Source organism: Actinoplanes sp. NPDC051494 (assembly GCF_044454705.1).
Taxonomy (GTDB): domain Bacteria; phylum Actinomycetota; class Actinomycetes; order Mycobacteriales; family Micromonosporaceae; genus Actinoplanes.
In genome coordinates this window covers 78068-104194 of record NZ_JBITDZ010000012.1, presented here as the reverse complement: position 1 = coordinate 104194, position 26127 = coordinate 78068, and the positions used below count along the sequence as shown (strand labels likewise).

The following is a 26127-nucleotide window of genomic DNA, read 5'->3' as shown; positions in this document are numbered from 1 at the left end:
TGTAGGAATGAGCCGTGAGTATGGATGACGACACGCGCCCGGCAGCTCGACTTACTGTCCTGTCCGGCCCCTCCGGGGTCGGGAAAGACAGCGTGATCGAGCTGATCCGGGCGCGTTCGCCATGGATCAAGCTCTCGGTCTCGGTGACGACGCGCAAGAAGCGTGACTACGAGACCGACGGCGAGCACTACCACTTCGTCACCCGTTCGGAGTTCCAGCGCCTGGTCGACGGCGATCAGCTGCTCGAGTGGGCCGAGTTCGCGGGCAACCTCTACGGCACGCCCCGGGCCCAGGTCGAGGGCTGGCTCGCGCAGGGCCGTCCGGTCCTGCTGAAGATCGATCTGCACGGCGCCCGCCAGGTCCGGGCCACCACGCCCGACGCCCAGCTGGTCTTCCTCGCCCCGCCGAGCGTCGAGGAGCTGCGCCGCCGTCTCGTCGGCCGCGGCACCGACGACGAGGAGACCATCCGCCGCCGGCTCAAGCACGCCGACGAGGAACTCGCCGCCGAGAAGGAGTTCGACCGCACGGTCGTCAACGACTTCGTCGAGCGCGCCGCGGATGAGCTGGTAGGATTGCTCGGTTCGTCATATCTGACTCCCGAACAGCTTTAGGTAGGTCAATTCGTGGGAACCATCGCCAACCCCGAGGGCATCACCAACCCGCCGATCGACGAGCTGCTCAACAAGACCTCGTCGAAGTACTCGCTGGTGATCTTCGCGGCCAAGCGCGCCCGCCAGGTCAACGCCTACTACAGCCAGCTCGGTGAGGGCCTCCTGGAATACGTCGGCCCCCTCGTGGAGACGACGCCGCAGGAGAAGCCCCTCTCGATCGCGATGCGCGAGATCAACGCCGGGCTGCTGACCGCCGAGGCGACCGACAACCCGTGATTCACACGTCCGGCCCGTGTCCGCATTCTTGCGGGCGCGGGCTTTTTGCTGGGCAGGAGTAACCATGGCTGAGGTCGTGCTCGGCGTCTGCGGTGGCATCGCCGCCTACAAGGCGTGCGAGCTGCTGCGGCTGTTCACCGAGGCCGGGCACTCCGTACGCGTGGTACCCACCGCGTCGGCGCTGCGATTCGTCGGCGAGCCCACCTGGGCCGCCCTGTCCGGCCGTCCGGTCGCCACCGGCGTCTGGGACGACGTGCACGAGGTGCCGCACGTGCGCATCGGCCGCGCCGCCGAGCTGGTGCTGGTCGCCCCGGCCACCGCCGACACGCTGGCCAAGGCCGCGCACGGCCTCGCCGACAACCTGCTCACCAACACGCTGCTCACCGCCACCTGCCCGGTCGTCTACGCGCCGGCGATGCACACCGAGATGTGGGAGAACCCCGCCACCCGGGCCAACGTCGCCACGCTGCGCGCCCGCGGGGCGATCGTCATCGAGCCCGCCGTGGGCCGGCTCACCGGTGCCGACACCGGCAAGGGCCGGCTGCCCGACCCCGCCGAGATCTACGCGACCGCGCTGCGGGTCCTGAGCCGGGGCGCGGCCGCCCCGCACGACCTGGCCGGGCGCCACGTGGTGGTCACCGCGGGCGGCACCCGTGAGCCACTCGATCCCGTACGGTTCCTGGGCAACCGTTCGTCCGGAAAGCAGGGATACGCCCTTGCCCGTGCCGCGGTCGCCCGTGGTGCCCGGGTCACACTGATTGCGGCGAACGTCACTCTTCGCGTCCCGGCCGGCGCCGACCTGATCACCGTCGGCACGACCGAGGAGCTGCGCGAGGCCACGGTGGCCGCCGCGACCGGGGCCGACGTCGTGGTCATGGCCGCCGCGCCGGCCGACTTCCGCCCGGCGTCGGTGGCCGGCCAGAAGATCAAAAAAACCGATGACGGCGCGGCCCCGGTGCTCGAGCTGGTCACCAACCCGGACATCGCCGCCGAGCTCGGTGCGGCCAAACGCCCTGGTCAGATGCTCGTCGCGTTCGCCGCCGAGACCCACGACGCGCTCGAGAACGCCCGTGGCAAACTCTCCCGGAAACGTGCGGACCTCATCGTCGTTAACGAGGTGGGCACCGACCTGGTCTTCGGATCCGACGAGAACACCGTCACGATCCTGGGGGCCGACGGCTCCACCGTGCGGCTCGGCAAACTCCCCAAAGACGATGTATCCGATGCGATATGGGACCAGGTCGCCGCGCGGCTGGTCCCGCAGGTCGGCGACGATGGGACGGCACAAGGCCGGGCCAGCGCCCGCTGAGCGGTGGTGACTACACTGCCGCGGAACGAACCTTCGACGAATCTGAGGAGCACCGTGGCACGCCGCCTGTTCACTTCCGAGTCGGTCACGGAAGGCCACCCGGACAAGATCGCTGATCAGATCAGCGACGGTATTCTCGATGCCCTGCTCACGCAGGACCCGCGCAGCCGCGTTGCGGTGGAGACGCTGATCACTACCGGTCAGGTGCACGTCGCCGGCGAGGTGACGACCCAGGCGTACGCCGATATCCCGAGCATCGTCCGCGAGACGATCCTCGGTATCGGTTACGACTCGTCGAAGAAGGGATTCGACGGCGCGTCCTGCGGCGTCAGCGTCTCCATCGGCTCGCAGTCACCCGACATCGCGCAGGGCGTCGACAGTGCCCTCGAGCTGCGTGAGGGTGACTCCGAGCACGTCCTCGACGCGCAGGGTGCCGGCGACCAGGGCATGATGTTCGGCTTCGCGTGCTCCGAGACGCCCGAGCTGATGCCGTTGCCGATCGCTCTGGCCCACCGGTTGGCCCGCCGTCTGTCGGCCGCGCGCAAGGACGGCACCATCCCGTACCTTCGCCCGGACGGTAAGACCCAGGTCACCATCGAGTACGACGGCCTCAAGCCGGTCCGTCTCGACACGGTCGTGGTGTCGTCGCAGCACGCGGCCGACATCTCCCTGGAGTCGCTGCTGACCCCGGACGTGCGTGAGCATGTCATCGGCCCGGAGCTCGAGGCCCTGGGCATCGACACCGAGGGTTACCGGTTGCTGGTCAACCCGACCGGCCGCTTCGAGATCGGTGGCCCGATGGGTGACGCCGGCCTGACCGGACGCAAGATCATCGTTGACACCTACGGTGGTTACGCCCGTCACGGTGGTGGCGCGTTCTCCGGCAAGGACCCGTCCAAGGTGGACCGCTCTGCCGCGTACGCGATGCGCTGGGTCGCGAAGAACGTCGTCGCGGCGGGTCTTGCCGAGCGGTGTGAGACCCAGGTCGCGTACGCGATCGGTAAGGCCCACCCGGTCAGCCTGTTCGTCGAGACGTTCGGCACCGAGAACGTCGCGGTGGAAAAGATCGAGAAGGCCATCAACGCCGTCTTCGACCTGCGCCCGGCCGCGATCATCCGTGACCTGGACCTGATGCGTCCCATCTACCAGCAGACCGCCGCGTACGGACACTTCGGCCGTGAGCTGCCGGACCTGCTCTGGGAGAACACGGACCGCGCCCAGGACCTGAAGAACGCCGCAGCCTGACCCAGTTGTCCCAGGCTCACTTGTCACACGAGGCGGGTGCCCCGGCTGATGCCGGGGCACCCGCTCTTTTTGCCCCACCCCACCCAGCCCCGACCCTGCCTATCGCGGCCCTGCTTACCGCGGTCCCGCCTGCTGCGGGTCCGCCTTCCGGGGGTCCGGCCGCTTCCCGGGGGCCCGTCTCCGACCGGGCTGCCGCTGCGGATCCGGCCCCGCCCGCACTCTTCGCGGAGTTGTCCACAGACGCTCCCGTCACGCCGGACGATGTCGTACCCCGGCGGCAGAATGGTCGGGTGCCGGCGAAACAGCGTGACCGCGAACCCGCGACGACCCTCCCGGTCGCCCGCGTGTCCGTCGACGTGCCGCTGCCGCACCTCGATCGCCCCTTCGACTACCTTGTCGCGGCGTCCGACGACGCCGCGGCCCAGCCGGGCGTCCGGGTCAAGGTCCGCTTCGCCGGCCAGATGGTCAACGGCTTCATCCTGGAGCGGGCGGAGTCGAGCACCCACGCCAAGCTCGCCTACCTCGACAAGGTCGTCTCCCCGGAACGCATCCTCGACCCGGAGATCGCCACCCTCGCGCGGGCCGTGGCCGACCGCTACGCCGGCAACCTCTCCGATGTCCTCCGCCTGGCGATCCCACCCCGCCACGCACGCGTCGAGTCCCAACCCACCCCACCCCTTGAGCCCGGCTCGCCCGCCCCGGGGACGCCCGAGGCCGGTCCGGGAGGCCCGGTGCCGCCCGAGGCCGGGCCGCCTGGTCCGGAAGGGTCGCGGCCATCTGCTGCCGGCCCGCCTGTCGGCCCGCCTGCCGGAACCCGACTTGGCGACCCCGCCGCGCCCGGCCCGGGGAGCGACTTCGCTGGGCCTGGCCCGGGTGGCGTTTCTGTCACGCTTGGTTCGGAGGGTGGCCTCGCTACGTCTGGCCTGGAGAGTGATTTCGCTGCGCCTGGCCCCGAGGACGGCCCCGCTGGGCCTGGCCCGGGTGGCGGTTCTGTCAGGCCTGGCTCGGAAGGCGGTTCTGCCACGCTCGGTTCTGAGGGCGGCCCCGGTGCGTCTGGCTCGGGGGGTGGTCCTGGCCCTTCGGCGGCCTTCGCTGCGGGGCCGGGTCTGGTCGACGGTGTTCTGTCGCCGGCTGCCGGGTCTCGTGCCTCGGCCTCGGTGGGTGCTGCCGCGGCCGAGGCGGTTCCGGTGGGCGCGGTTGCCGTTGCTGTGCCCGGTGAGGGGGGCGGCCCGGGCGTCGACGCGGCGGATGGCCGGCCGGCCGGGCCCGCGGTGAGGGGTACGGAGGGTGGTCCGCCGCCGGCCGGTGGCGTCCCGCCGGGCGACCAAGGCCGGGGAGACCGAGGCCGGGGAGACCAAGGCCTGGGAGACCGGGGCCGGGGAGACCAAAACCTGGGCGACCAGGGTCCGGGTGACCAGGGTCCGGGCGACCGGGGTCCGGGGTGGGGGGACTATCCCGCGGGGCCTTCGTTCCTGCACGCTCTGGAGCAGGGGCGGGAGGCCCGGGCGGTGTGGTCCGCTCTGCCCGGGGAGGACTGGGCCGCCCGGATCGCGGAGGCCTGCGCTGCCACCGTGCGGGGTGGGCGGGGCGTTGTCGTCGTTGTTCCGGATGCCCGGGATCTGGAGCGGGTCGACCGGGCGTTGGCCGCGGTGCTCGGACCGGGGCGGCATGTCGCCCTGAACGCCGCCGCCGGGCCCTCGGAGCGGTACCGGCGGTTCCTGGCCGCGAGCCGGCACCGGGTCCCGGTGGTGGCCGGGACCCGGGCGGCCATGTTCGCCCCGGTCGCGGATCTGGGGCTGGTGGTGATCTGGGACGACGGGGACGACTTGCATGCCGAGCCCCGGGCGCCGTACCCGCATGCCCGGGATGTGCTGCTCACCCGGGCCCAGATGGCCGGGTGTGCCGCGCTGGTGGCCGGGTTCGCCCGGACCGGGGAGGCTCAGCTGCTTCTCGAGACCGGGTGGGCGAAGGAGATCGTCGCGGCCCGGGACACGATCCGGGCGCGGTGCCCGAACATTGCTCCCACCGGTGATGATCCGCAGCTGGCCCGGGATCCCGGGGCCGCCACCGCCCGGTTGCCGAGTCTGGCGTGGCAGGCCGCCCGGCAGGCGCTGAAGGACGGTGCTCCGGTGCTGGTCCAGGTGCCGCGGCGGGGGTATCTGCCCGCTGTCGCCTGTGCCGAGTGCCGCACGCCGGCCCGGTGTCCGCATTGTTCGGGGCCGTTGGGGCTGGCCGGTGCCCGGGATGTGCCGACCTGTCACTGGTGCGGGCGGGCCGCGGCCGACTATTCGTGCCCGGCCTGTGGGGGGCGGCGGCTGCGGGCTTCGGTGACCGGGGCACGGCGGACGGCTGAGGAGCTGGGCCGGGCGTTTCCGGGTGTGCCGGTGCGGACGTCGGGGCGGGACGAGATCCTCGACACGGTGCCGGGGGAGGCCGCGCTGGTTGTCGCTACGCCGGGTGCTGAGCCGGTGGCCGACGGTGGGTTCGGGGCCGTGCTGCTGCTCGACTCGTGGGCGTTGCTGAGCCGGGCCGATCTGCGGGCGGCCGAGGAGACGATGCGGCGGTGGTTGTCCGCGGCGGCGCTGGCCCGGCCGGGCAGGGACGGCGGCCGGGTCGTGGTGGTGGCCGACGGGTCGCTGGCCCCGGTGCAGGCGTTGCTGCGGTGGGATCCGGGATGGTTCGCCGGGCGGGAGCTCGCCGAGCGGCGGGAGCTGGGCTTTCCCCCGGCCGCCCGGTTCGTGAGCCTGACCGGGCGGACCGAGGCGGTGGCCGAGCTGCTCGACATCGCCCGGCTGCCCGAGGGGGCCGAGGTGCTCGGGCCGGTGCCGGCCGCCGACGAGGAGCAGGAGCGGATGCTGGTGCGGGTGTCCCGGGGAAGGGCGGCCGAGCTGGCGCGGGTGCTGCACGAGGCCGCGGGGGTACGCAGCGCCAAGCGGGCCACCCTTCCGGTCAGGGTCCAGGTCGACCCCGCCGAGCTGCTTTAGGGCAGGACGCGCGGGTCCGGCTTGAGCGAGTGCGGCAGCCGTACGGTGATGAACTCGTTGTTGTCCGCGGTGTTGGGGGTGCGGCCCGCGGAGCCGGGGAAGTTGTTGTCGTTGAGGACCGCGATCGTGTCGCCGGACAGCAGTGCCACGTCCTCGATGGTCAGGAACGGGAAGCGGAACGTGGTGCCGAAACCGCCGAGCCGGCGCGGGTTGGCGATGGTCAGCAGGTCGACGACCAGCGTCTTGTCCATGAGACCGTCGTGGTTGCGGTCCCGGCGGTCGGCGAGGTAGATGCGCTTGACCTGCGACGCGTCGCCCTGGTTGCTGTCGCGTTCGATGATGAGGAACCGGTTGGCGTCGACCGGGATGGCGTCGCCGATGGCGTTGGCCGGGGACTCGAGGCGATAGGTCCAGCGTTTGCCGGTGTACCCGCCGCGGTGCGTGTCGAACTCGTTGAAGCGCAGGTCACCCGGGGTGTCACCGGCGACGGTCCCCTCCAGCAACGGGTACAGGTAGCGGCCGTCGGGCGAGTGCGCCGTACCCTCGAAGCCCTTGCTGCTGGGCAGGTTGCTCGGGCCGGTGGGGTTCTCCGGGGCGAAGACGCCCGGCAGCGGGACCGGGGCCGTGAGCAGCTTGCCGGCCCGGTCGAAGTGCAGCAGGTACGGGCCGAACTCGTCGCCGATCCACAGCGTGCCGTCGCCGGCCCGGACGATCGACTCCGGGTCGAAGTCGGAACCGGTGAGGACCCGGTCCGCGCGGGTGAGGGCGAACGGCACCTTGTGGTCCGGGTCGGTGAGGGTGATGCCGCCGAGGACGTCCACCTTCCCGGTACCGGTGACCGGGCCGATGTGCTGCACGCGGAGCAGGAAGTCGCCGCTGTTGGCCTTGTTGCCGTAACCGTTGTCGCTGAGGACGTCGTAGGTGCCGTCCTTGTTGGGCAGCACGCCGGAGAAGCCCTGCACCGGCTGGTCGTCCCAGGGCGCGGCGATGCCGTTGACCGGCGCGGTGCCCAGTGCGGCGCCGGAGGGTTCGCTGCCGGGCACGAAGGTGAGCGCCGGCAACGAGGCGAAGCCGGTGAGGGTGGGCCGGGAGAAGGAAGCGGAGGACGGGGCTGCCGCCAGGCCCGCTCCGAGGACGAGGAGGCCGGTGACGGCCACCCGGGAGACGATTCGACGCATGGGCGGCACGCTAGGGGCCCACGGTGAATCCCAGGCGGCCCACAATAGAGCGGTGGATGTTGCCGCAGCGATCAATACGCTTCTGTCGCCCGGGGCGGGGCACGACCCGTACCCGGCCTATGCCGTGCTGCGGTCGGCCGGGCCGATCATCGGGCAGAACCAGACGTTCTTCGTCACGGGCTACGACGCCGTCGACGCCATCCTGCGGGATCCGCTGATGGGGACGTATGACACGGTGCTGCTCGACGACCAGTGGTCGGACTGGCGGGAGAACCGGGGCGTCGCGTTGTTCGTCGACTCGATGCTGCGGCAGAACCCGCTGAACCACACCCGGATGCGCCGGCTGGCCTCCGGGGTGTTCACCGCGCGGCGGGTCGGGCGGCTGCGCGAGGCGATCGTCGCGCAGGTCGACGACGCGCTGGCCGAGCTCGAGACGCACGCCGTGGACGGGGCCGTCGACGTGATGGGCCACCTCGCGTACCCGTTGCCGATCGGGGTGATCTGCACCCTGCTGGGGGTGCCGCCGCAGGACCGGGGTCAGTTCCGGCGGCTGGCCGAGGCGCTGACCGCGGTGCTGGAGGTGCGCTGGAGCGAGGCGCAGGGCCGGGCCGCGCACGAGGCGGCCGGTGAGCTCACCGCGTACTTCGAGGCTCTGATCGCGATCCGCCGGCGGGAGCCGCGTGACGACCTGGTGACCGCGCTGGCCGCGGCGCACGACGCCGGCGGTGACAAGCTGACCGCCGACGAGCTGATGGGCAACCTGGCGTTGTTGCTGGTCGCCGGGTTCGAGACCACCACGAACCTGCTCGGGAACGGGCTGTGGTTGCTGCTGCGCCATCCGGATCTCGCTGCCCGGTTGCGCGCGGATCCGGAGCTCGCGCCCGCGTTCGTCGAGGAGATCCTGCGGTACGACTCCCCGGTGCAGCTGACCGAGCGTTTCGCGGCCGGGGACACGACGGTCGGCGGGCTGCCCGTACCCGCCGGCAGTGAGCTCGTGCTCCTCCTGGGTGCGGCCAACCGGGACCCGGCCCGCTTCCGTGACCCCGACCGGTTCGACCCGGACCGGCCCGGGAACGCTCCGCTGTCGTTCGGCGCGGGGGCGCATTACTGCCTGGGGGCGCCGCTGGCCCGGCTGGAGGCCCAGGTGGCCCTGCCCGCGCTGCTGCGGCGTTTCCCGGAGCTGACGGCGGCCGGGGAACCGGTCCGGCGCGACCGGCTCACCCTGCGCGGCTGGGCCACTCAGCCGGTCGCGTTGGGTAGCCGGCGGGCGGCCTCCGTAGACTAGGCGGAACAACACCGCCATCAGTCAGGAGCAGGGCCGAGTGACCGTCCAGCCCATCCGTCTTTTCGGCGACCCGGTGCTGCGTTCGCAGGCCGATCCGGTCACCGATTTCGACAAGGAACTGCGCACCCTCGTCAAGAACCTCACCGACACGATGCTCGACGAGGGCGGTGCCGGCCTGGCCGCCCCGCAGCTCGGGGTCGGCCTGCGGGTGTTCGCGTTCGACGTCGACGACGTGGTCGGCCACATCGTCAACCCGGTGCTGAGCTTCCCCGACGAGGACGAGCAGGACGGCCCCGAGGGCTGCCTGTCCATCCCCGGGGTCTACGTCGACACCAAGCGCCGGCAGAACGTCGTGGCCGAGGGCTTCAACGAGCACGGCGACCCGGTCCGGTTGATCGGCACCGGCCTGATGGCGCGGTGTGTCCAGCACGAGACCGACCACCTCGACGGGGTGCTGTTCCTGGACCGGCTCGACGCCGCCGGGCGCAAGGACGCGATGAAGCAGATCCGCTCCTCCGAGTGGTACGACGCGGGCAAGCCGCCGGTCGTCAAGGCCAGCCCGCACGGCCGCGGCCTCTTCGGTCTGGGACGGTGAGCTGATGCGCCTTGTCTTCGCCGGTACGCCGGAAGTGGTCCTGCCCTCCCTCGACGCGATCGCCGCGTCGTCGCACGAGCTGGTCGCGGTCGTGACCCGTCCCGACGCCCCCGCCGGGCGCGGGCGCAAGCTGCTGCGCTCACCGGCCGGCGCGTGGGCCGACGAGCGGGGCATCGAGGTGCTCACCCCGCAGCGTCCCCGGGAACCGGAGTTCCAGGAGCGGCTGCGCGAGATCGCGCCGGACTGCGTCCCGGTCGTCGCGTACGGCGCCCTGGTGCCCTCGTCCGCCCTGGAGATCCCCGAGCACGGCTGGGTGAACCTGCACTTCTCGCTGCTGCCGGCCTGGCGTGGCGCGGCTCCCGTGCAGCACGCCGTCCTGCACGGTGACGAGGTCACCGGTGCCAGCGTGTTCGAGCTGGAGGCCGGCATGGACACCGGCCCGGTCTACGGCACGCTCACCGAGCAGATCCGCGCCACCGACACGTCGGGTGACCTGTTGAACCGGCTCGCCACCGAGGGTGCCGGCCTGCTCGTGGCGGTGCTCGACGCGATCGAGGCCGGCACCGCGCGGGCGCACCCGCAGCCCGCCGACGGCATCTCGATGGCCCCGAAGATCGCCGTCGACGACGCGCGGATCCGCTGGAGCGACCCGGCGTTCGCGGTCGACCGGCGGATCCGGGCCTGCACCCCGGCGCCCGGCGCCTGGACCACCCTGCGCGACGAACGGGTCAAGCTCGGCCCGGTCCGCCCGGTGGCCAACGCGGTGCCGCTGCGCCCCGGTGAGCTGCTCGTCGAGCGCAACCAGGTGCTCGCGGGCACCGCCACCACCCCTGTCATCCTCGGCGAGGTCCGCGCCGCTGGAAAGAAGCCCATGTCGGCCGGCGACTGGGCGCGCGGCCTGCGCATCAACCCCGGGGAGCAACTTCAGTGAGTTCCGAGCACCACGCCGACCGCCCGCACCACACCGGCCGCCCGCGCGGCTCCGGCGGGCCCGGCTACGGCCGCACCCAGGACCGGGACGCCCGGTCCGGCCGGGCCCCGCGCGCCGGCCGCCCGTCGTCCGACCCGGCCCGGCAGGCCGCCTACGAGGCCATCGCCGCGGTGCACCGCGACGACGCGTACGCGAACCTGGTGCTGTCCGGGATCCTGCGGGAGATGGGGCTGCACGGGCGGGACGCGGCGTTCGCGACCGAGCTGACGTACGGCACGCTGCGGGCCCTGGGCACCCTCGACCTGATCATCGCCGACGCGGCCGGCCGGGACGTGTCCCGGATCGACCCGCCCGCGCGGGACGCGCTGCGCCTCGGGGCGTACCAACTGCTGTTCACCCGGGTCCCGTCGCACGCCGCGGTCAACCAGACCGTCGACCTGGTCCGTTCGGTCGCACCCGGCGCGGCCGGTTTCGCGAACGCGGTCATGCGCACGATCTCCGAGACCAGCCACGACGACTGGCTGACCAAGCTCGCGCCGGACTACGCGGAGAACCCGATCGGGAACCTCGCGGTGGTGCACAACCACCCGGAGTGGGTGATCCGGTCGTTCTCGGAGGCGCTCGGCGGTGACCTCGAGGACACCGCCCGCCTGCTGATCGAGGACAACCAGCCGCCGACCGTGCACCTGTGTGCCCGCCCGGGCCGCTCCGACGCGATCGAGCTCGCCGACGAGGTGGGTGGCGTGCCCGGCGCGTTCTCGCCGTACTCGGTCTATCTGAATCACGGCGGTTCCCCGTCCGAGCTGGCCGCGATCCGCGACGGCCGCGCGCACGTGCAGGACGAGGGCTCCCAGCTGGTCGCGGCGGCGCTGGTCGCGGCGCCGCTCGAGGGCCGCGACGAGCGCTGGCTGGACCTGTGCGCCGGCCCCGGCGGCAAGGCCGGCCTGCTCGGCGCGATCGCGTCGCAGCGTGGCGCCGAGGTCACCGCGGTCGAGGTCGCCGACCACCGGGCCCGGCTGGTCGAGCAGGCCACCGTCGGCCTGCCGGTCACCGTCCTGCCGACCGACGGGCGTACGGTCGGCCGGGACCCGGACCTGCCCGAGGAGGGCTTCGACCGGGTGCTCGTCGACGCGCCCTGCACCGGTCTGGGCTCGCTGCGCCGGCGCCCGGAGTCGCGCTGGCGCCGCAAGCCCACCGACCTGCCGCCGTTGACGAAGCTGCAGCGCGAGCTGCTCGTCGCGGCGCTGCGCGCGGTCCGCCCGGGCGGGGTGGTCGCGTACGTGACCTGCTCCCCGCACATGGTGGAGACCCAGGTGACGGTGACCGAGGGTTCGCGCCGCAGCGGTGTCGAGGTCGACTTCGTGGACGCCCGCCCGCTGCTGCCCGCGGGCATGCCGAAGCTCGGCACCGGCCCCACGGTGCAGCTCTGGCCCCACCGCCACGGCACGGACGCGATGTTCCTGGCGGTCCTGCGCCGCACGAGTTAGGTCTCGCGGATGCCGGGGGCGGTGAGGTCATACACTTCAGCGGTGGAGTCATCGCCGATCATCGCCCCCAGCATCCTCGCCGCGGATTTTGCGCACCTGGCCTCGGCCGTGCATGACATCGAGGGTGCGGCTGACTGGGTGCACGTCGACGTCATGGACAACCATTTCGTCCCGAATCTGACCATCGGGTTGCCGGTGGTGCAGAGTCTGCGCAAGGCGACGTCGATCCCGTTCGACGTGCATCTGATGATCACCGACCCGGAGCGCTGGGCGCCCGGGTACGCCGAGGCCGGGGCGTACAACGTGACGTTCCACGCCGAGGCGTGCGAGAACCCGGTGGCGCTGGCCAAGACGCTGCGGGCGGCGGGCGCCAAGGCCGGCCTGGCCATCGACCGGGACACCCCGGTGGAGCCCTATCTCGAGTTGCTGCCCTATGTGGACACCCTGCTGATCATGACGATCAAGGCCGGGTTCGGCGGGCAGAAGTTCATGCCGGAGATGCTGGACAAGGTTCGTGACGTGCGGCGCCGGATCACCGCCAAGAACCTCGAGGTGCGCCTCGAGGTCGACGGTGGCATCGCCGCGGACACCATCGAGCAGGCCGCCGAGGCCGGTGCCGACGCGTTCGTCGCGGGCACCGCGGTCTACGGCGCCGCGGATCCCGCCGAGGCGATCCGCAAGCTCCGCGACCTGGCGGCGAACACCCCGGTCAGAGCATGAGCTCGAAGCCGGTCAGCGTCAACGACGCGCCGGGGGCGGCCCCGGTGGAGCGTCCCGACCTGGTCATGGTCGTGGACGACGACGAGGACATCGCCGGTTTCGTCGCGTTCAACCTCAAGGTGCACGGCTTCGAGGTGATCCGCGCCGCGAACGGCGAGGAGGCGCTGGAGCTGATGGAGACGCGGCGCCCCGACCTGGCCGTGGTCGACTGGATGATGCCCCGGATGGACGGTGTCGAGCTCACCCGCCGGTTGCGGGCCGAGCCGCTGACGTCCGCGCTGCCGGTGATCATGCTGACCGCCAAGGGCATGACCGTGGACAAGGTCGTCGGGCTGACCGCCGGGGTCGACGACTACCTGGTCAAGCCGTTCGACACCGCCGAGCTGATCGCACGGGTGTCCTCGACGCTGCGGCGCACCAAGGAGTTCCGCGAGGTCTCGCCGCTGACCGGGCTGCCCGGCAACGCCCGGGTCACCCGCGAGATCGTGGACCGGCTGCGCGGCGGCGGCGACTTCTCGGTCGGTTACATCGACATCGACCGCTTCAAGCCGGTCAACGACGTGTACGGCTTCGACCGCGGCGACGAGTTCATCACCACGATGGCGCGCAGCCTGCACCGGGCGGCGACGGTGGCCGGCAAGCCGTCGGTGTTCCTGGGCCACATCGGCGGTGACGACTTCGTCTTCATCTGCCACCCGGACCAGGTCCTGCCGCTGACCAAGCACATGGTCACCGACTTCGAGTCGTCCGCCGACCAGTTGTACGACCCCGAGGACGCCCGCCGCGGCTACATCGAGGTCCCGGACCGCCGGGGCGGCAAGCAACGGGCGGCCCTGGTCACTCTCTCGATCGGGGTGGCCCAGTCGACGGCCGGGGGCCGGCCGTTCGACGACTACCGGGCGGTGGTCGCGGTCGCGTCCGAGATGAAGAAGGTCGCGAAGAGCCAGCCCGGGTCGTACGTGGCCATCGACCGCCGGCGCGGTGACTCGGAGACCGACGACGTCCCGCTGGGCTGACGCGCTGTGACGTCGATCGCGCGCTAGGTGGCAAATCGCGGATCGCGTGACAGTATCGGGGGTGACCCACCACGCGCTGGCGGGACTCGGTGAAATTCCGAACCGGCGGTGATCCCCCTGCACGGGGGTAAGCCCGCGACCCGGACGCCTGATCGAGGCGGACGGTGGACCTGGTGAGATTCCGGGGCCGACGGTGGATCGACCGGCACATGCCGATCGGTCCTACAGTCCGGATGGGAGACAGCGCGCGGGAATTGGACCGTGTGCTGTGCCGTCGTGCGCATTCCTCGACCCGGGTGACGCTTGGCGTCCCCTGATGTCCTTTTCCTGCGTTTTTTTTCTCCTGCCGCGCGTGACCACGCCGTGCGAAGGAGAGCTGCGAGATGGTCACCGAGGATCAGGCGATGGGCCGCGCGATCGCGCTGGCCGCCCGCGGCCTCGGCACCACCAGCCCCAATCCGGTGGTCGGCTGCGTGCTGCTCGACGCTGCCGGCGAGGTGGCCGGGGAGGGCTTCCACGCGTACGCCGGTGGCCCGCACGCCGAGGTCGTCGCGCTGGCCCAGGCCGGTGAGCGGGCCCGGGGCGGGACAGCCGTGGTCACGCTCGAGCCCTGCAACCACACCGGGCGCACCGGCCCCTGCGCCCGGGCGCTGATCGCCGCCGGGGTCGCCCGGGTCGTCATCGCGGTCGACGACCCGACGCCGGACGCGGCCGGGGGAGCGGCCACGCTGCGCGCCGCCGGGCTGCGGGTCGACACCGGCCTGCGGCGCGCCGAGGCCGAGGCCGGCAACGTGGCCTGGCTGACCGCGGTGCGGCGCGGCCGGCCGTTCGTGACCTGGAAATTCGCGGCGACGCTGGACGGGCGCTCGGCGGCGGCCGACGGCACCAGCAAATGGATCACCTCCGAACCGGCCCGCACCGACGTGCACCTGTTGCGGGGCACGGTCGACGCCGTCGTCGCCGGGATCGGCACCGTGCTCGCCGACGACGCCCAGCTCACCGTGCGGGATCTGCGCGACGGTTCGCTCGCCGCACGGCAGCCGCTCCGGGTCGTCGTGGACAGCTCCGGCCGTACCCCCGCGAAAGCCCGCGTGCGGGACGGCGCCGCACCCACCTGGATCGCGACGGTGGCCGCGGTCGGCGCCGGACCGGACGGCCATGTCGACCTGTCCGCCCTGCTCACCGAGCTGTACGCCCGGGGGATCCGGTCGCTGCTGCTGGAGGGCGGCCCGACGCTGGCCGGGGCGTTCCTGGCCGCCGGGCTGGTCGACCGGGTCGTCGGCTACCTGGCTCCCCGACTGCTCGGCGCCGGCCGCACGGCCCTGGTGGACGCCGGCGTCACGACGATCGCCGAGGCGATCGACCTGGCGTTCACCGACATCACGCAGATCGGCCCCGACCTGCGCTTCACCGCTGTACCGGTCGAGAAGGGGAACTGATGTTCACTGGCATCGTCGAGGAACTGGGTCAGGTCGTGCACCTCACCCGTGCCGACGGCGGCGCGGGGGGCGACTCGGCGGTGCTCGCCGTCCGCGGTCCCGTCGTCACGTCCGACGCCGCGCACGGCGATTCGATCTCCGTCAACGGCGTCTGCCTGACCGTCGTCGACAACGTGGACGGCGTCTTCACCGTCGACGTCATGGGTGAGAGCCTGCGCCGCTCGTCGCTGGGCGCGCTCGCCGCCGGGTCGCCGGTCAACCTGGAACGGGCCGCGACGGTCGGGTCCCGGCTGGGCGGGCACCTCGTGCAGGGCCACGTCGACGGCGTCGCGACGATCACCGCCCGGGAGCCCGCCGACGACTGGGAGGTGCTGCGCTTCTCGCTGCCGCCCGAGCTGGCCCGCTACGTCGTCGAGAAGGGCTCGATCACCGTCGACGGCGTGTCGCTCACCGTCATGGCGGTGACCGCCGACGAGTTCAGCGTCGGGCTGATCCCGACCACGCTCAAGCTCACCGTGCTGGGCTCCAAGGGCGTCGGCGACCCGGTCAACCTCGAGGTCGACGTGATCGCCAAGTACGTCGAGAAGATGCTGGGAGACCGCTATGTCAGCTGACGTGGAACGCGCCGTCGCGGACATCGCCGCGGGACGCGCGGTGATCGTGGTGGACGACGAGGACCGCGAGAACGAGGGCGACCTGATCTTCGCGGCGGAGCTGGCCACCCCGGAGCTGGTCGCGTTCATGGTCCGCTACTCCTCCGGCTACATCTGCGTGCCGTTGCCGCAGGACGAGGCCGACCGCCTCGACCTGCCCCCGATGTTCCACACCAACCAGGACGCGAAGGGTACGGCGTACGCGGTGACGGTCGACGCCCGCGAAGGTGTCAGCACCGGCATCTCCGCAGCCGACCGGGCCCACACGATCCGCCTGCTCGCGGGTGCGGACACCCGGCCCGGCGACCTGTCCCGGCCCGGCCACGTGGTGCCGTTGCGCGCCAAACCGGGCGGGGTGCTGCGCCGCGCCGGGCACACCGAGGCCGCCGTCGACCTGGCGGTGCTCGCCGGGCTGCGGCCCGCCGGGGTGATCTGCGAGCTGGTCAACGACGACGGCACCATGATGCGCGGCCCGGAGCTGGAGAAGTTCGCCGCAGAGCACGACCTGGCGCTGATCAGCATCGAGGCTCTCATCGACTACCGGCGCCACCACGAGCAGCAGGTCGAACGGGTGGTCGAGACCCGGCTCCCCACCGAGCACGGCGAGTTCACCGCGGTCGGCTACCGGGCCACCACCGACGGCGCCGAACACGTGGCCCTCGTCTTCGGCGAGCTCGGCGACGGTGAGGACGTCCTGGTCCGGGTGCACTCCGAGTGCCTGACCGGCGACGTCTTCGGCTCGGTGCGCTGCGACTGCGGCCCCCAGCTCGAAGCCGCCCTGGACCGGGTCGCGGCGGCCGGGCGCGGCATCGTGCTCTACATGCGCGGCCACGAGGGCCGGGGCATCGGCCTGCTGCACAAGCTGCAGGCCTACCAGCTGCAGGACCGCGGCCTGGACACGGTCGACGCCAACCTCGAGCTGGGTCTGCCGGCCGACGCCCGCGACTACGGCACCGGCGCCCAGATCCTGTACGACCTGGGCGTGCGCTCCATGCGCCTGCTCACCAACAACCCGGCGAAACGCGCCGGGCTGGAAGGCTACGGCCTGACCATCACCGGCCGGGAAGCGCTGCCGGTGCGCCTGCACCCGGAGAACGTCCGCTACCTGCGGACCAAACGGGACCGGATGGGCCACCTGTTCGAAGCTTTGGGTTGATACTGGACATCAGCGAAATAGGGGGCATGATGGCAGGTTTCGGAGCTCCGCATCTGGACACCGTCGAGGCGTACGGGCTCAGGCTCGGCATCGTCGGCTCGAGCTGGCACTCCGACCTCGTCGACCACATGGTCGAACGGTCACGGGAAGCAGCCAAGGCCTGCGGCGTGGACAGCATCCTCGTGTCCCGCGTGGCCGGCTCGGTCGAACTACCCATCGTCGCCCAGGCCCTGGCCAAGAAATGCGACGCGGTGGTAGCCCTGGGAGTGGTCATCCGAGGAGAGACAGCCCACTTCGACTACGTGTGCGACTCGGTGACAGCCGGCCTGACCCGGGTAGCCCTCGACGAACACACCCCGGTGGCCCACGGCGTCCTCACCGTGGAAAGCCTCGGCCAGGCCCGCGACCGCGCCGGCCTCGAGGACTCGATCGAGGACAAGGGCTGGCAGAGCACGGTAGCCGTACTCGGCGCGGTCCTGGCCATCCGGGAACTCAACCGCGGCTGAGGTTGTCCGCGGTGCCGAGTGAGGCGGCCTTCCCGCGGCTGGTCGCGAGGAGGCCGCCGGCACAGATGGTGCCAAGTTCGCCAGAAACGTAACCGTGATTCCGGTGTTACCCTCCGTTAAAGCCTTGGCGGGGGTTGATCGGTGTATGACACATGCGGGATGGTCCGGATATGTCGATGGCACCCGGGAACGAGTCCGATCGACCCTCACCGCCGAACTGCGTGTGCTGGATCTTCCCGGCCGGATGATCCCATCACTCGTCTCGGCCGGTCAGGTGAACCGCGGGGTGCTGACGATTCTCGTCGGCGAGGCACTCGGAGCCGGTGACGGCACGGTGCTGATCCGCATGGCGACGGCCATCGAACTGGTCCATCGCGCCTCGGTGATCCACGACGACATCCAGGACGGGGACCGGCTCCGGCGGGGTGTGCCGACCTTCCATGTCTCGCACGGGCTACCGATCGCCGTCGCGGTGTCAGACGTCCTGCTCTCCCACGCGCTGGTAGTCGCCGGCCGGTTCCCCGATCCGGGATTTCTCCTGGACGTGGTCGCCACGTACCAGCGGATGTCACGAGGGCAACTGATGGACTTCGTCGGGACCGCTGGCATCGCCGACAGTGATTGGACGCTGCCCTCGCGGCTCAAGACGGGGTCCCTGGTGGAACTTGCCTTTCGCAGCGGGGCACGAGGCGCCGGCGTCGATCCGGCCGGTCTCGACGAATGGTCGGCGATCGGTCAGCTCTGTGGCTCCGCGTTCCAGCTGATCAATGACGTCCGGAACGCGCGCAACGAGGAGGACAGGGGCGCGATCGCGTCGTCCGACCTGGCCGAGGGGCGATTCAGCTCGGTGCGGCTGGCAGCCGAGGCGATGATCGGCGGATCGCCGCTCGACGAGCCAGGTCACCTCGAAACGGTGTGTGCCATCGTCGAGGAGGAAGCCGGCCGCCGCATGGCCGAGGCAGCCCACCGTATGGCCGAGACCGGACCGGACGGCCTTGCGGGCCGGATCCTGACGCTGCTCACCACACCGGACGCCGCGGCGAGGTTCACCCTGCAGGATCCGGAGCGATAGCTATCGTGATCGGGCTCGTCCCGTCCTCAGCAGGCGGTGCACGACCAGATTCGCCAGCAGGCTATCGACACGGTCGAGCACACCGCCATAGCCCGGCAGGACATTGCCGGAGTCTTTGACCCCGGCTCGTCTTTTGACAGCCGACTCCGCGATGTCGCCCAGAGCGGCCAGCACTCCGGACGCCACGGCAGCACCGGGAGCCGTCGGCGCGTATCGGTTCAGCGCGGTCCGGGTGACCGCCGTGGCAGCGACACCGACGCCGTAGGCGGAGTAGACCTTGCGGTCGTTCACCCAGCGCGGCAGGTGCGGGCCACCCCAAGAGGTTCCGGTCAGATCCGACGCGGCATCCGCGGCCCAGGTGCCTATGACAATGCTCAGAAATGATCGCCGGACTTGTTCGTCGGCTGTTCCGTCCGCCACCCAGGACGCAAAGGTGTTCCCCACGACGAGGCAGCTGGCAATGGATGCGGCTGTGCCGTCCCGGGGATCGCACAGGAATCCGGCAAGCGCCCATTTCCAGCTCGGCCGGGTCATCGTGAAAACGCCGACAGCCGTGGCGGCCCCGACCCGCAGGGAAGCAGGAGAATTCCGGTGCATGGTCAAAAGGCCGTGCAGCTCCCCGGCGGCTGTCCCGGCCACCCCTGCGGCGAGAATGCGAAACGGTCGTCCACCCCTGTGGATCAGGAGAACCGCCGGCGGACCGACGGCGGCGAAGGTGATGATCCGTTGGAGATTCACTCGGCACTCCTGAGCTGTGACCGATGACAGAGGTACGTCGTCGGAGAGTATCGCTTCGCGCCGGCGCACGGATCGCGGAGCTGCCGGGCCTCCCGATTTTGCGACCACCGTGAGAGGGTGGGTATGTGCTGGAGCCGGCGCTAAAAATCCTCAGCGGCCTGTGCTGGACCCTTGTCTACGCGGCTGCGATTCGTGCCGGATTCCGCGATCGGACGTATGCGATACCGGCCTTTGCGCTCGGCCTCAACTTCGTCTGGGAGTTGCTGTACTTCACCGGTGGAGTGATCTACTGGCAGCAGTACCCGGCGGACATCCACGCGCAGACCCTGATAAACGGCCTCTGGGCGGCACTCGATCTGGGCATACTGGTGACCTTCTTCAGGTTCGGGCCCGGGCAGTGGGTTTCCCTGACACGAGCTGGATTCCTCGCGATGTCGGCGGGCGGCCTGGTCATCGGTATCGGCGTCCATCTCGCATTCCTGCTCCAGTTCGGTGCCGAGAACGGTGCGCGCTATTCTGCCTTCGCGCAGAACCTCCTGATGTCAGTTCTGTTCCTGTCCATGCTGCACCGGCGTCGCAGCGCGAGCGGACAATCGAATTTCATCGCTGTCAACAAGCTTCTCGGCACACTGGCGCCGACAATCGCCTCCGGCTTCATCGGGGAGTTCCGGCCCTTCATCGCGTTGACCGGTCTTCTGTGTCTGGCTGGGGACGCGGCATACCTGATCTATCTGAACGCCATGGAACGCCCGCACAGTGCGGTGGCCGGTTTCGTCCGGCGATTTGTCCGTCCGGAGTCTGCCGAACCGGCACCGGCGTCGATGGCGGGAGCGTCGGGATGACGCCGATCTCGATCGTGGTGCCCACGCTCAACGAGCAGAAGTACATCGGTCGGTTGCTGGGATCGCTCGAACGCCAGACGTCGGCTCCACCGTTCGAGGTTCTTGTGGTGGACTGCAGCGATGACGACCTGACGTTCGAGGCCGTGCTGCGACACCGGGGATCGCTCGATCTCACGTACGAGCGCAGCCCGGTCAAGGACATCGGGACCCAGCGCAACACCGGGGCGGCTCACGCGGAGCACGAACTACTGCTCTTCCTGGACGCCGACGTCACCCTCACGCCCGGCGTGCTCCGGGAATGTGCCGCTGCATCCGAGGATCGCCTGTTCGTCGGCGCCATCCTCCACAAGGCTGACATCGACACGTTCGGAACCCGTGCTGGGCTCGTCCTGATCTATGCCCTGCTGCTGGTCGCGAGGGTCTTCGGTTTCGGGGTGACCAATGGCGACTTCCTGCTGACCAACAGGGCGACGTTCGACAAGATCGGCGGGTTCCGCGAAGGCTACCTGCTGGGCGAGGACACCGACCTCGGGGTGCGGGCCAGGCGGGCGGGTGCGGGATACGCCTTCATCTCACGCGAGCATGTCGTGGCCTCCAGCCGGCGTCTGACCCAGATGTCGGCCGGCAGCCTGATCGCCATCTGGAGCCGGGCATTCATCCGCGCTGTCCTGCGCGGGCCGACTCCTCGTTCCAGCGATATCAAATATCCGTTCGGTAGCTGGACCTGAGGGCCGATTTCTGCTGGAACCGCCCCTCCCATGGACCCACGACGAACAGTTGCGCGACGAGGAGCATGAAAAGGACCAGAGCCCACCAGATGGTGGTGAGCTGATCATCGCTGAGTTTGCGGAACAGAGCCAGCACGAACGCCAATTCCGCGGCACCACGAAGCACCCACAGGACACGGGCCCGATTCCTGGCGATGCCGCCCAGGTGCAACGGAAAAGCCATGTCGACGAGGATGATCGTCGCTATGAGGGCGATCTGCAGCCGTCCCGGATGCCCCAGTGTGGCCCCGAAGAAATAGAAGATCGCAAAGCCCACGGTCATGGTTCCGTGAGCCCGGATCCTGGGCCCGGCCGGATACGGGCGTAGCTGGAAGTAGAGCCTGCCGTTGTGCAGGAAGTAGATGCTCACCCAGATGATGTAGGCGCCGAGCTGAAGTATCGTGATCATCTGGCCGGAACTGATCGTGATGGCCGCGTGGGGATCCGAGAGATCCACCGGTTGCTTCTGGAAGAAGGCGATGACGGTGTCGAAGGCCTTCTGGAGGCACAACGCGTAGAACGCGCCGATAGCGATCTTGTATGGTTCCCAGGTGGCGTCCTGCCAGCTTGAGGGTGGCTTTCCATCGACCGGTGGGGCGGGCGCGACATACTCGACGGGTTCATCCGCAGGATCGGGGCGGCCGGGCAGTGATTTCTTGATCATCAGGACCGCAGCCACCCCGACCATCGCCCCCGAGAGGACGAGGCGGTAGGTGGACCGGTTCCGGGTGCGAGTCATTGCGCCTCCTAGGCATCTGCCTATTCGGCTTATTAAAGTCCCTCCCCGCCATGGCCAGAATGCTCATTCCGGCGCCACTGGCCCCAACCGTCCCAGCGTGAGCGGGCCGGCTAGAGGCGTCCGGCCTCGATGATGCGGGCGAGGAACTGCCGGGTCCGGTCCTGGGTGGGGTCGCCGAGGACCTGGGCGGGCGGCCCGGCCTCCAGGACGCGTCCGCCGTCGAGGAAGACGACCTGGTCGGCGACCTGGCGGGCGAAGCCCATCTCGTGGGTGGCCAGGACCATGGTCATGCCGTCGTCCTTCAGGCCGCGGATCATGGTGAGGACCTCGCCGACGAGTTCCGGGTCGAGGGCCGAGGTCACCTCGTCCAGCAGCAGCAGCCGGGGCTTGTTCACCAGGGCCCGGACGATGGCGACCCGTTGTTGCTGGCCGCCGGAGAGCCGGTCCGGGTAGGTGTCCGCCTTGTCGGCCAGGCCCACCCGGGTCAGCCACTCCATGGCCTGGTCCTTGATCTCGGCCGCGGCGCGTTTGTGGACCTTGTCCGGGGCGAGGGTGATGTTGCGCAGGACCGTCATGTGCGGGAACAGGTTGTAGGACTGGAAGACCATGCCGATGCGCTGGCGGACCTTGTCCGGGTCGGCCCGTGGGTCGGTGATGTCCTCGCCGTCGAGGCGGATGGTGCCGTCGTCGATGCCGGTGAGCAGGTTGACGCAGCGCAGCAGTGTCGACTTGCCGGAGCCGGACGCTCCGATCAGCGCCACCACCTGGTGTTCGCCGACGGTGAGGGACAGGTCGTCGAGCACGACGTTCGAGCCGAACGTCTTGCGAACGTTCTCGCAGGTCAGCAGCATGTCAGGCTCCCGCGGACTGGCGGCGGGCCGCGCGCAGCGTGACCCAGTCGGTGATGCCGATCAGGGGCAGGGCGAGCAGGACGAACAACACCCCGGCGACGATGTACGGCGTGAAGTTGGCCTCCTGCGCGACGGCGATCTGGGCTGCGCGGACCGCGTCGATGGGGCCGGCCAGGGACACCAGGCCGACGTCCTTCTGCAGGGCGACCACGTCGTTGAGCAGCGGCGGGGTGACCCGGCGGACGGCCTGGGGGAGCACCACGTGGCGCATCGTCTGGCGGTAGGTGAGCCCGAGCGAGCGGGCCGCGGCGAGCTGGCTGGGGTGTACCGATTCGATGCCGGCCCGGAACACCTCGGCGAGGTAGGCGCCGTAGACGATGACCAGGGCGGCCCCGCCGAGCACGAGGACGCTGGGCATGCCCTGCAGGCGCAGGCCGGGGACACCGAACGTGAAGACGTACAACACGATGATCAGCGGGAGGCCCCGGAACGCGTACGTGTATCCGGTGGCGAGCGCGCGGACCGGGAAGAAGACCGGGCCGCGCAGCGTCCGTAGCGTGGCGATCAGCAGGCCGAGCAGCAGTGCCGCGATGGTGCAGAAGAACAGCAGGCGAATGTTGAGCCAGAGGCCTTCGAGGATGTCCGGGAGGTAGCGGACGGCGATGTCCCCGTCGAAGAACGACGCCTTGACGCGGTCCCAGCCGGGCGCGCCGGTGACGGCGAACGACAGGGCGGTGCCGACCAGGGCGGTGGACAGCGCGGCCAGCAGCACGGAGCGGATCGTCAGCCGGCGCCGGTAGGCGATCCGCTCGCGCTGGGTGTCACTGGGGTGATAGGGCGTTCCGGTCACGAAAGTTCGGGTGCTCCGCCGCTGGCCAGCCAGGTCTTCTCGAGCTCGGCGAGGGTGCCGTCCTGGCGCAGCTGGTCGACGGCCTGGCTGACGCAGGGGGTGAGCTTCGAGTCGAGGTCGAGTACGAGGCCGAACTGCTCGGGCGTGCCCACCTGCGGCAGCTGTCCCACGATGAGGCCGTCGTCGAGCTCGGCGCCGGTCATGTAAAACGCGGTCGGCAGGTCCACGACGAGGCCGTCGATCTGCTTGTTGACCAGTGCGGCCTTGGCGTCGTCGTTGTTGTTGAACACCTGCGGGTCGGTGGCCGGCTTGAGCAGGTCCGTGATGGCCTGGTAGCTCGTGGTGCCGACCTGGGCGCCCAGCTTGGCGTTCTGCAGCTCGGCGATCGACTTCGCGGCGGCGATCGGGGAGCCCTTGACGGTGATCACGGTCTGGCGCACGAGGTAGTAGGGCGACGAGAAGTCGACCGCCTTCTGGCGTTCCGGCGTGATCGAGAACTGGTTGACGTCGAAGTCGAACGTCTTCGGGCCGGGCGCGATCGCGTTGTTGAACGTGACCTGGGTCCAGGCGACGTTCGCGGTGGGGTAGCCCAGCTTCTCGGCGACCTTGTACGCGACCGCGGACTCGAAGCCCTTGCCGTTGCTCGGCGTGTTGTCGCTGAACCACGGCTCGTAGGCCGGGTTGTCCGTGCCGATGGTGAGCTTGCCGTCGGTCAGGGTGTCCAGGGCGCCGGGGGCGCAGGAGGCGCCGGCGGAGGCGGATCCACCCGCTGTGGGGGTGGTGTCCTCGTCCGCGGGCGCGCAGGCGGCGAGTGTGGTGAGGAGCACAGCGGCGCTGCCCAGAACGGTGAAGGTGTTTCTGCTGACCATGAACCGCAGCCTAGGGCACGTGCCGCCGGATGAGGCCCGTCCGTTGCCACCCCGTAATGAGCTGCAACAATCTGGCCCTGTGAAGACGTTCGAAGAGTTGTTCGCCGAGTTGCAGCGCAAGGCGGCCGAGCGGCCGGCGGGCTCGGGCACGGTCGCCGCGCTCGACAAGGGTGTGCACTTCATCGGCAAGAAGGTCGTCGAGGAAGCCGCCGAGTCGTGGATGGCCGCCGAGCACGAGGGGGCCGAGCGCACCGCCGAGGAGATCTCGCAGCTGCTCTACCAGGCACAATGCCTGATGATCGCCTCCGGGCTCGACCTGAAGGACGTTTACCGACATCTCTGACGTGCCCTCCCGTTCGATCGAACCCCGAGAATGGAGCACGTCCGTGTTGCGTATCGCCGTCCCCAACAAGGGCACCCTGTCCGCCCCGGCCGCGCAGATGCTGCGTGACGCCGGCTACCGCCAGCGCACCGACCCCAAGGACCTCGCCTGCCGTGACGAGGACAACAACGTCGAGTTCTTCTATCTGCGCCCGCGCGACATCGCCACGTACGTCGGTTCGGGTGACCTGGATCTCGGCATCACCGGGCGGGACCTGCTGGTCGACTCCGGCGTCCCGGCCGAGGAGGTGCTCGATCTGGGCTTCGGCGGGGCGACGTTCCGCTGGGCGGCCCCGGCCGGGTCGAGCGCGTCGGAGGAGGGCATCGGTGGCAAGCGCATCGCCACCGCGTACCCGGGTGTGGTCGCGCAGTATCTGGCGGCCCACGACCTGAAGGCCGACGTGGTGCGGCTCGACGGCGCGGTCGAGAACGCCGTACGGCTGGGGGTGGCGGACCTGATCGCCGACGTGGTCGAGACCGGCGCGACGCTGCGGCAGGCGGGCCTGGTCACGTTCGGGGAGCCGCTGCTGCGCTCGTCGGCGATCGTGATCGGCCGGCACCACGACGAGGCCGACCCCAGGACCTCGCAGCTGATCCGCCGGCTGCAGGGGGTGCTGGTCGCCCGGTCGTACGTGATGCTCGCCTACGACGTGCGGGCCGATCTGCTGGAGAACGCCACCGCGCTGACGCCGGGCATCGAGTCGCCGACCGTGTCGCCGTTGCACCGGGAGGGCTGGGTGGCGGTGCAGGCCATGGTCCGCCGGGCCGACGTGCACCGGGTCATGGACGAGTTGTACGACCTGGGTGCCCGCGCGATCCTGGTCACCGACATCGCCAACTGCAGACTGTGAGAGACACCGTGGTCGAGTTCAAGCCGAAGCGGATCCGCTGGGTGGCCGGTATCTCGGCGGCCGCGGTGATGATCCTGTTCACCGTGCTCAGTTTCGGGCTGCACGGTTCGACCGGCGACAATTTCGGGTCGTTCCAGCGCGGTGACCAGAGCGCGATGATCGGGCTGGGTGTGCTGGCCGGGATCGGCATCCTCGCGTTCACCCGGCCCCGGGTCTGGGCGGACGCCGAGCACGTGCGGGTCCGCAACGTGGTCGGCAACTTCGATCTGCCCTGGTCGGCGGTGCGGGCGGTGCGGTTCGACCGCAACTCGGCCTGGGCGATGCTGGAGCTGCACGACGACGAGACGGTGTCGGTGCACGCGCTGCAGGCGACCGACAAGGAGTACGCGGTGGAGGGCGTCCGTTCGTTGCGGGCCCTCCATTCGGCGGCTACGTCCTGAGCTGGTAGACTTCCGAGCAGTCGACCACGCCTGCCCTCTGACGACCGCACGTTGTCATTTGGCTGGCGCGAAAGAGGAGCCCGCTGGTTCCCACCCCGTTGCCCTCGAGGCGGCTGGGTCCGGTCTACCGATCGTGGGAATATCCCGCGGTGGGTGTGCGTCCTCTTGTGGGCGCCGATGACCGGTCGAGCGGGCCTTGGCATGCGCTTTTGTTCCAGCGCGGTGCCGAGGCCTTCTGCTTTCCCGCCGCCCGGTGGTCAGAGGGCGGCGCGAGGCCGACCGACATTGGCACGTGCCGTCTCGCGGTCCCAACCGCGGGGTAGCTGTATTGATCCC

26 protein-coding genes, 2 pseudogenes and 1 riboswitch are annotated in these 26127 nt (G+C 70.4%); of the genes and pseudogenes, 22 read left to right on the top strand and 6 right to left on the bottom strand.

Annotated elements, in window-relative coordinates:
• Positions 1-20: 20 nt before the first annotated feature.
• The 6 genes and pseudogenes from gmk to ACIA6A_RS33380 all read left to right on the top strand — a co-directional run.
• Positions 21-611 (top strand): guanylate kinase, encoded by a 591-nt coding sequence (gene gmk / locus ACIA6A_RS33405; RefSeq protein WP_396101964.1) that lies wholly within the window; start codon positions 21-23, stop codon positions 609-611.
• A 12-nt stretch (positions 612-623) separates the two neighbouring features.
• Positions 624-887 (top strand): DNA-directed RNA polymerase subunit omega, encoded by a 264-nt coding sequence (gene rpoZ / locus ACIA6A_RS33400; RefSeq protein ID WP_396101963.1) that lies wholly within the window; start codon positions 624-626, stop codon positions 885-887.
• A gap of 64 nt (positions 888-951) precedes the next feature.
• The gene (gene coaBC, locus ACIA6A_RS33395) at positions 952-2196 is read left to right on the top strand and encodes a bifunctional phosphopantothenoylcysteine decarboxylase/phosphopantothenate--cysteine ligase CoaBC (RefSeq protein WP_396101962.1); all 1245 of its coding nucleotides are present in this window, start codon (positions 952-954) and stop codon (positions 2194-2196) included.
• A gap of 54 nt (positions 2197-2250) precedes the next feature.
• On the top strand, positions 2251-3441 hold the full coding sequence (metK, locus tag ACIA6A_RS33390) for a methionine adenosyltransferase (protein ID WP_396101961.1): 1191 nt from the start codon (positions 2251-2253) through the stop codon (positions 3439-3441).
• A 344-nt stretch (positions 3442-3785) separates the two neighbouring features.
• Positions 3786-4229: pseudogene (locus ACIA6A_RS33385) on the top strand (hypothetical protein); the annotation flags it as partial.
• Positions 4230-4877: 648 nt separating this feature from the next.
• Positions 4878-6425, top strand: a pseudogene (locus ACIA6A_RS33380) (primosomal protein N'); the annotation flags it as partial.
• Here ACIA6A_RS33380 and ACIA6A_RS33375 read toward each other — a convergent pair.
• On the bottom strand, positions 6422-7603 hold the full coding sequence (locus ACIA6A_RS33375; protein ID WP_396101960.1) for an esterase-like activity of phytase family protein: 1182 nt from the start codon (positions 7601-7603) through the stop codon (positions 6422-6424). The pseudogene ACIA6A_RS33380 and the gene ACIA6A_RS33375 sit on opposite strands and share 4 nt — an antisense overlap.
• Positions 7604-7655: 52 nt before the next feature.
• On the opposite strand from ACIA6A_RS33375, the gene ACIA6A_RS33370 reads away from it, so the two are divergent.
• From ACIA6A_RS33370 to ACIA6A_RS33320, 11 genes are all read left to right on the top strand, one after another.
• Positions 7656-8888 (top strand): cytochrome P450, encoded by a 1233-nt coding sequence (locus ACIA6A_RS33370; protein ID WP_396101959.1) that lies wholly within the window; start codon positions 7656-7658, stop codon positions 8886-8888.
• A gap of 37 nt (positions 8889-8925) precedes the next feature.
• The gene (gene def, locus ACIA6A_RS33365; protein ID WP_396101958.1) at positions 8926-9483 is read left to right on the top strand and encodes a peptide deformylase; all 558 of its coding nucleotides are present in this window, start codon (positions 8926-8928) and stop codon (positions 9481-9483) included.
• Positions 9484-9487: 4 nt separating this feature from the next.
• Complete coding sequence (fmt, locus tag ACIA6A_RS33360; RefSeq protein WP_396101957.1) at positions 9488-10414, top strand: methionyl-tRNA formyltransferase; 927 nt, start codon at positions 9488-9490, stop codon at positions 10412-10414.
• A complete protein-coding gene (locus tag ACIA6A_RS33355) occupies positions 10411-11901 on the top strand; it encodes an RsmB/NOP family class I SAM-dependent RNA methyltransferase (RefSeq protein WP_396101956.1) in 1491 nt (496 codons plus the stop codon). The genes fmt and ACIA6A_RS33355 overlap by 4 nt, the downstream gene beginning before the upstream one ends.
• Positions 11902-11943: 42 nt before the next feature.
• Positions 11944-12621, top strand: coding sequence for a ribulose-phosphate 3-epimerase (rpe, locus tag ACIA6A_RS33350; protein WP_396101955.1), 678 nt, complete (start codon positions 11944-11946; stop codon positions 12619-12621).
• A complete protein-coding gene (locus tag ACIA6A_RS33345; protein WP_396101954.1) occupies positions 12618-13637 on the top strand; it encodes a response regulator in 1020 nt (339 codons plus the stop codon). Before rpe ends, ACIA6A_RS33345 begins: the two co-directional genes overlap by 4 nt.
• Positions 13638-13708: 71 nt before the next feature.
• Positions 13709-13886, top strand: a riboswitch (FMN riboswitch).
• 134 nt (positions 13887-14020) lie between these two features.
• On the top strand, positions 14021-15076 hold the full coding sequence (gene ribD, locus ACIA6A_RS33340; protein ID WP_396101953.1) for a bifunctional diaminohydroxyphosphoribosylaminopyrimidine deaminase/5-amino-6-(5-phosphoribosylamino)uracil reductase RibD: 1056 nt from the start codon (positions 14021-14023) through the stop codon (positions 15074-15076).
• The gene (locus ACIA6A_RS33335) at positions 15076-15690 is read left to right on the top strand and encodes a riboflavin synthase (protein WP_396101952.1); all 615 of its coding nucleotides are present in this window, start codon (positions 15076-15078) and stop codon (positions 15688-15690) included. The genes ribD and ACIA6A_RS33335 overlap by 1 nt, the downstream gene beginning before the upstream one ends.
• Entirely contained in the window at positions 15680-16885 is a 1206-nt protein-coding gene (locus tag ACIA6A_RS33330) for a bifunctional 3,4-dihydroxy-2-butanone-4-phosphate synthase/GTP cyclohydrolase II (RefSeq protein ID WP_396101951.1), read from the top strand. The genes ACIA6A_RS33335 and ACIA6A_RS33330 overlap by 11 nt, the downstream gene beginning before the upstream one ends.
• Positions 16886-16914: 29 nt before the next feature.
• The gene (gene ribH / locus ACIA6A_RS33325; protein ID WP_396101950.1) at positions 16915-17391 is read left to right on the top strand and encodes a 6,7-dimethyl-8-ribityllumazine synthase; all 477 of its coding nucleotides are present in this window, start codon (positions 16915-16917) and stop codon (positions 17389-17391) included.
• Between the two features lie 94 nt (positions 17392-17485).
• Positions 17486-18463, top strand: a complete 978-nt coding sequence (locus ACIA6A_RS33320; protein WP_396101949.1) for a polyprenyl synthetase family protein — start codon at positions 17486-17488, stop codon at positions 18461-18463.
• Here the strand turns inward: ACIA6A_RS33320 and ACIA6A_RS33315 are convergent, their stop codons facing one another.
• On the bottom strand, positions 18464-19201 hold the full coding sequence (locus ACIA6A_RS33315) for a phosphatidate cytidylyltransferase (RefSeq protein ID WP_396101948.1): 738 nt from the start codon (positions 19199-19201) through the stop codon (positions 18464-18466).
• Between the two features lie 125 nt (positions 19202-19326).
• On the opposite strand from ACIA6A_RS33315, the gene ACIA6A_RS33310 reads away from it, so the two are divergent.
• Both ACIA6A_RS33310 and ACIA6A_RS33305 read left to right on the top strand, forming a co-directional pair.
• Positions 19327-20043: a hypothetical protein gene (locus tag ACIA6A_RS33310; RefSeq protein WP_396101947.1), complete on the top strand. Its 717-nt coding sequence runs from the start codon at positions 19327-19329 to the stop codon at positions 20041-20043.
• Positions 20040-20771, top strand: a complete 732-nt coding sequence (locus tag ACIA6A_RS33305; protein ID WP_396101946.1) for a glycosyltransferase family 2 protein — start codon at positions 20040-20042, stop codon at positions 20769-20771. The genes ACIA6A_RS33310 and ACIA6A_RS33305 overlap by 4 nt, the downstream gene beginning before the upstream one ends.
• Here the strand turns inward: ACIA6A_RS33305 and ACIA6A_RS33300 are convergent.
• From ACIA6A_RS33300 to ACIA6A_RS33285, 4 genes are all read right to left on the bottom strand, one after another.
• Positions 20743-21549, bottom strand: a complete 807-nt coding sequence (locus ACIA6A_RS33300) for a hypothetical protein (protein ID WP_396101945.1) — start codon at positions 21547-21549, stop codon at positions 20743-20745. The genes ACIA6A_RS33305 and ACIA6A_RS33300 overlap by 29 nt on opposite strands.
• A 110-nt stretch (positions 21550-21659) precedes the next feature.
• Positions 21660-22400, bottom strand: coding sequence for an amino acid ABC transporter ATP-binding protein (locus ACIA6A_RS33295; protein ID WP_396101944.1), 741 nt, complete (start codon positions 22398-22400; stop codon positions 21660-21662).
• Between the two features lies 1 nt (position 22401).
• Complete coding sequence (locus ACIA6A_RS33290) at positions 22402-23250, bottom strand: amino acid ABC transporter permease (RefSeq protein WP_396101943.1); 849 nt, start codon at positions 23248-23250, stop codon at positions 22402-22404.
• Positions 23247-24119 (bottom strand): ABC transporter substrate-binding protein, encoded by an 873-nt coding sequence (locus ACIA6A_RS33285; protein WP_396101942.1) that lies wholly within the window; start codon positions 24117-24119, stop codon positions 23247-23249. Before ACIA6A_RS33285 ends, ACIA6A_RS33290 begins: the two co-directional genes overlap by 4 nt.
• A gap of 79 nt (positions 24120-24198) precedes the next feature.
• Here ACIA6A_RS33285 and ACIA6A_RS33280 point away from each other — a divergent pair, with 79 nt between their 5' ends.
• From ACIA6A_RS33280 to ACIA6A_RS33270, 3 genes are read left to right on the top strand one after another with little or no spacing between them, the layout of a single operon-like run.
• Positions 24199-24462, top strand: a complete 264-nt coding sequence (locus ACIA6A_RS33280; protein ID WP_396101941.1) for a phosphoribosyl-ATP diphosphatase — start codon at positions 24199-24201, stop codon at positions 24460-24462.
• A 43-nt stretch (positions 24463-24505) separates the two neighbouring features.
• Positions 24506-25351, top strand: coding sequence for an ATP phosphoribosyltransferase (gene hisG / locus ACIA6A_RS33275; RefSeq protein WP_396101940.1), 846 nt, complete (start codon positions 24506-24508; stop codon positions 25349-25351).
• Positions 25348-25791, top strand: coding sequence for a PH domain-containing protein (locus ACIA6A_RS33270; protein ID WP_396101939.1), 444 nt, complete (start codon positions 25348-25350; stop codon positions 25789-25791). Before hisG ends, ACIA6A_RS33270 begins: the two co-directional genes overlap by 4 nt.
• Positions 25792-26127: the final 336 nt, after the last annotated feature.

What these genes read in the sequence shown, in the direction of transcription:
- ACIA6A_RS33345 (WP_396101954.1), top strand. Translation starts at nt 12,618, where the DNA reads ATGAGCTCGAAGCCGGTCAGCGTCAACGACGCGCCGGGGGCGGCCCCG.
- ACIA6A_RS33330 (WP_396101951.1), top strand. Translation starts at nt 15,680, where the DNA reads ATGTCAGCTGACGTGGAACGCGCCGTCGCGGACATCGCCGCGGGACGC.
- ribD (WP_396101953.1), top strand. Translation starts at nt 14,021, where the DNA reads ATGGTCACCGAGGATCAGGCGATGGGCCGCGCGATCGCGCTGGCCGCC.
- ACIA6A_RS33375 (WP_396101960.1), bottom strand. Translation starts at nt 7,603, where the DNA reads ATGCGTCGAATCGTCTCCCGGGTGGCCGTCACCGGCCTCCTCGTCCTC.
- ACIA6A_RS33285 (WP_396101942.1), bottom strand. Translation starts at nt 24,119, where the DNA reads ATGGTCAGCAGAAACACCTTCACCGTTCTGGGCAGCGCCGCTGTGCTC.
- ACIA6A_RS33335 (WP_396101952.1), top strand. Translation starts at nt 15,076, where the DNA reads ATGTTCACTGGCATCGTCGAGGAACTGGGTCAGGTCGTGCACCTCACC.
- coaBC (WP_396101962.1), top strand. Translation starts at nt 952, where the DNA reads ATGGCTGAGGTCGTGCTCGGCGTCTGCGGTGGCATCGCCGCCTACAAG.
- ACIA6A_RS33305 (WP_396101946.1), top strand. Translation starts at nt 20,040, where the DNA reads ATGACGCCGATCTCGATCGTGGTGCCCACGCTCAACGAGCAGAAGTAC.
- ribH (WP_396101950.1), top strand. Translation starts at nt 16,915, where the DNA reads ATGGCAGGTTTCGGAGCTCCGCATCTGGACACCGTCGAGGCGTACGGG.
- ACIA6A_RS33300 (WP_396101945.1), bottom strand. Translation starts at nt 21,549, where the DNA reads ATGACTCGCACCCGGAACCGGTCCACCTACCGCCTCGTCCTCTCGGGG.
- fmt (WP_396101957.1), top strand. Translation starts at nt 9,488, where the DNA reads ATGCGCCTTGTCTTCGCCGGTACGCCGGAAGTGGTCCTGCCCTCCCTC.
- ACIA6A_RS33295 (WP_396101944.1), bottom strand. Translation starts at nt 22,400, where the DNA reads ATGCTGCTGACCTGCGAGAACGTTCGCAAGACGTTCGGCTCGAACGTC.
- gmk (WP_396101964.1), top strand. Translation starts at nt 21, where the DNA reads ATGGATGACGACACGCGCCCGGCAGCTCGACTTACTGTCCTGTCCGGC.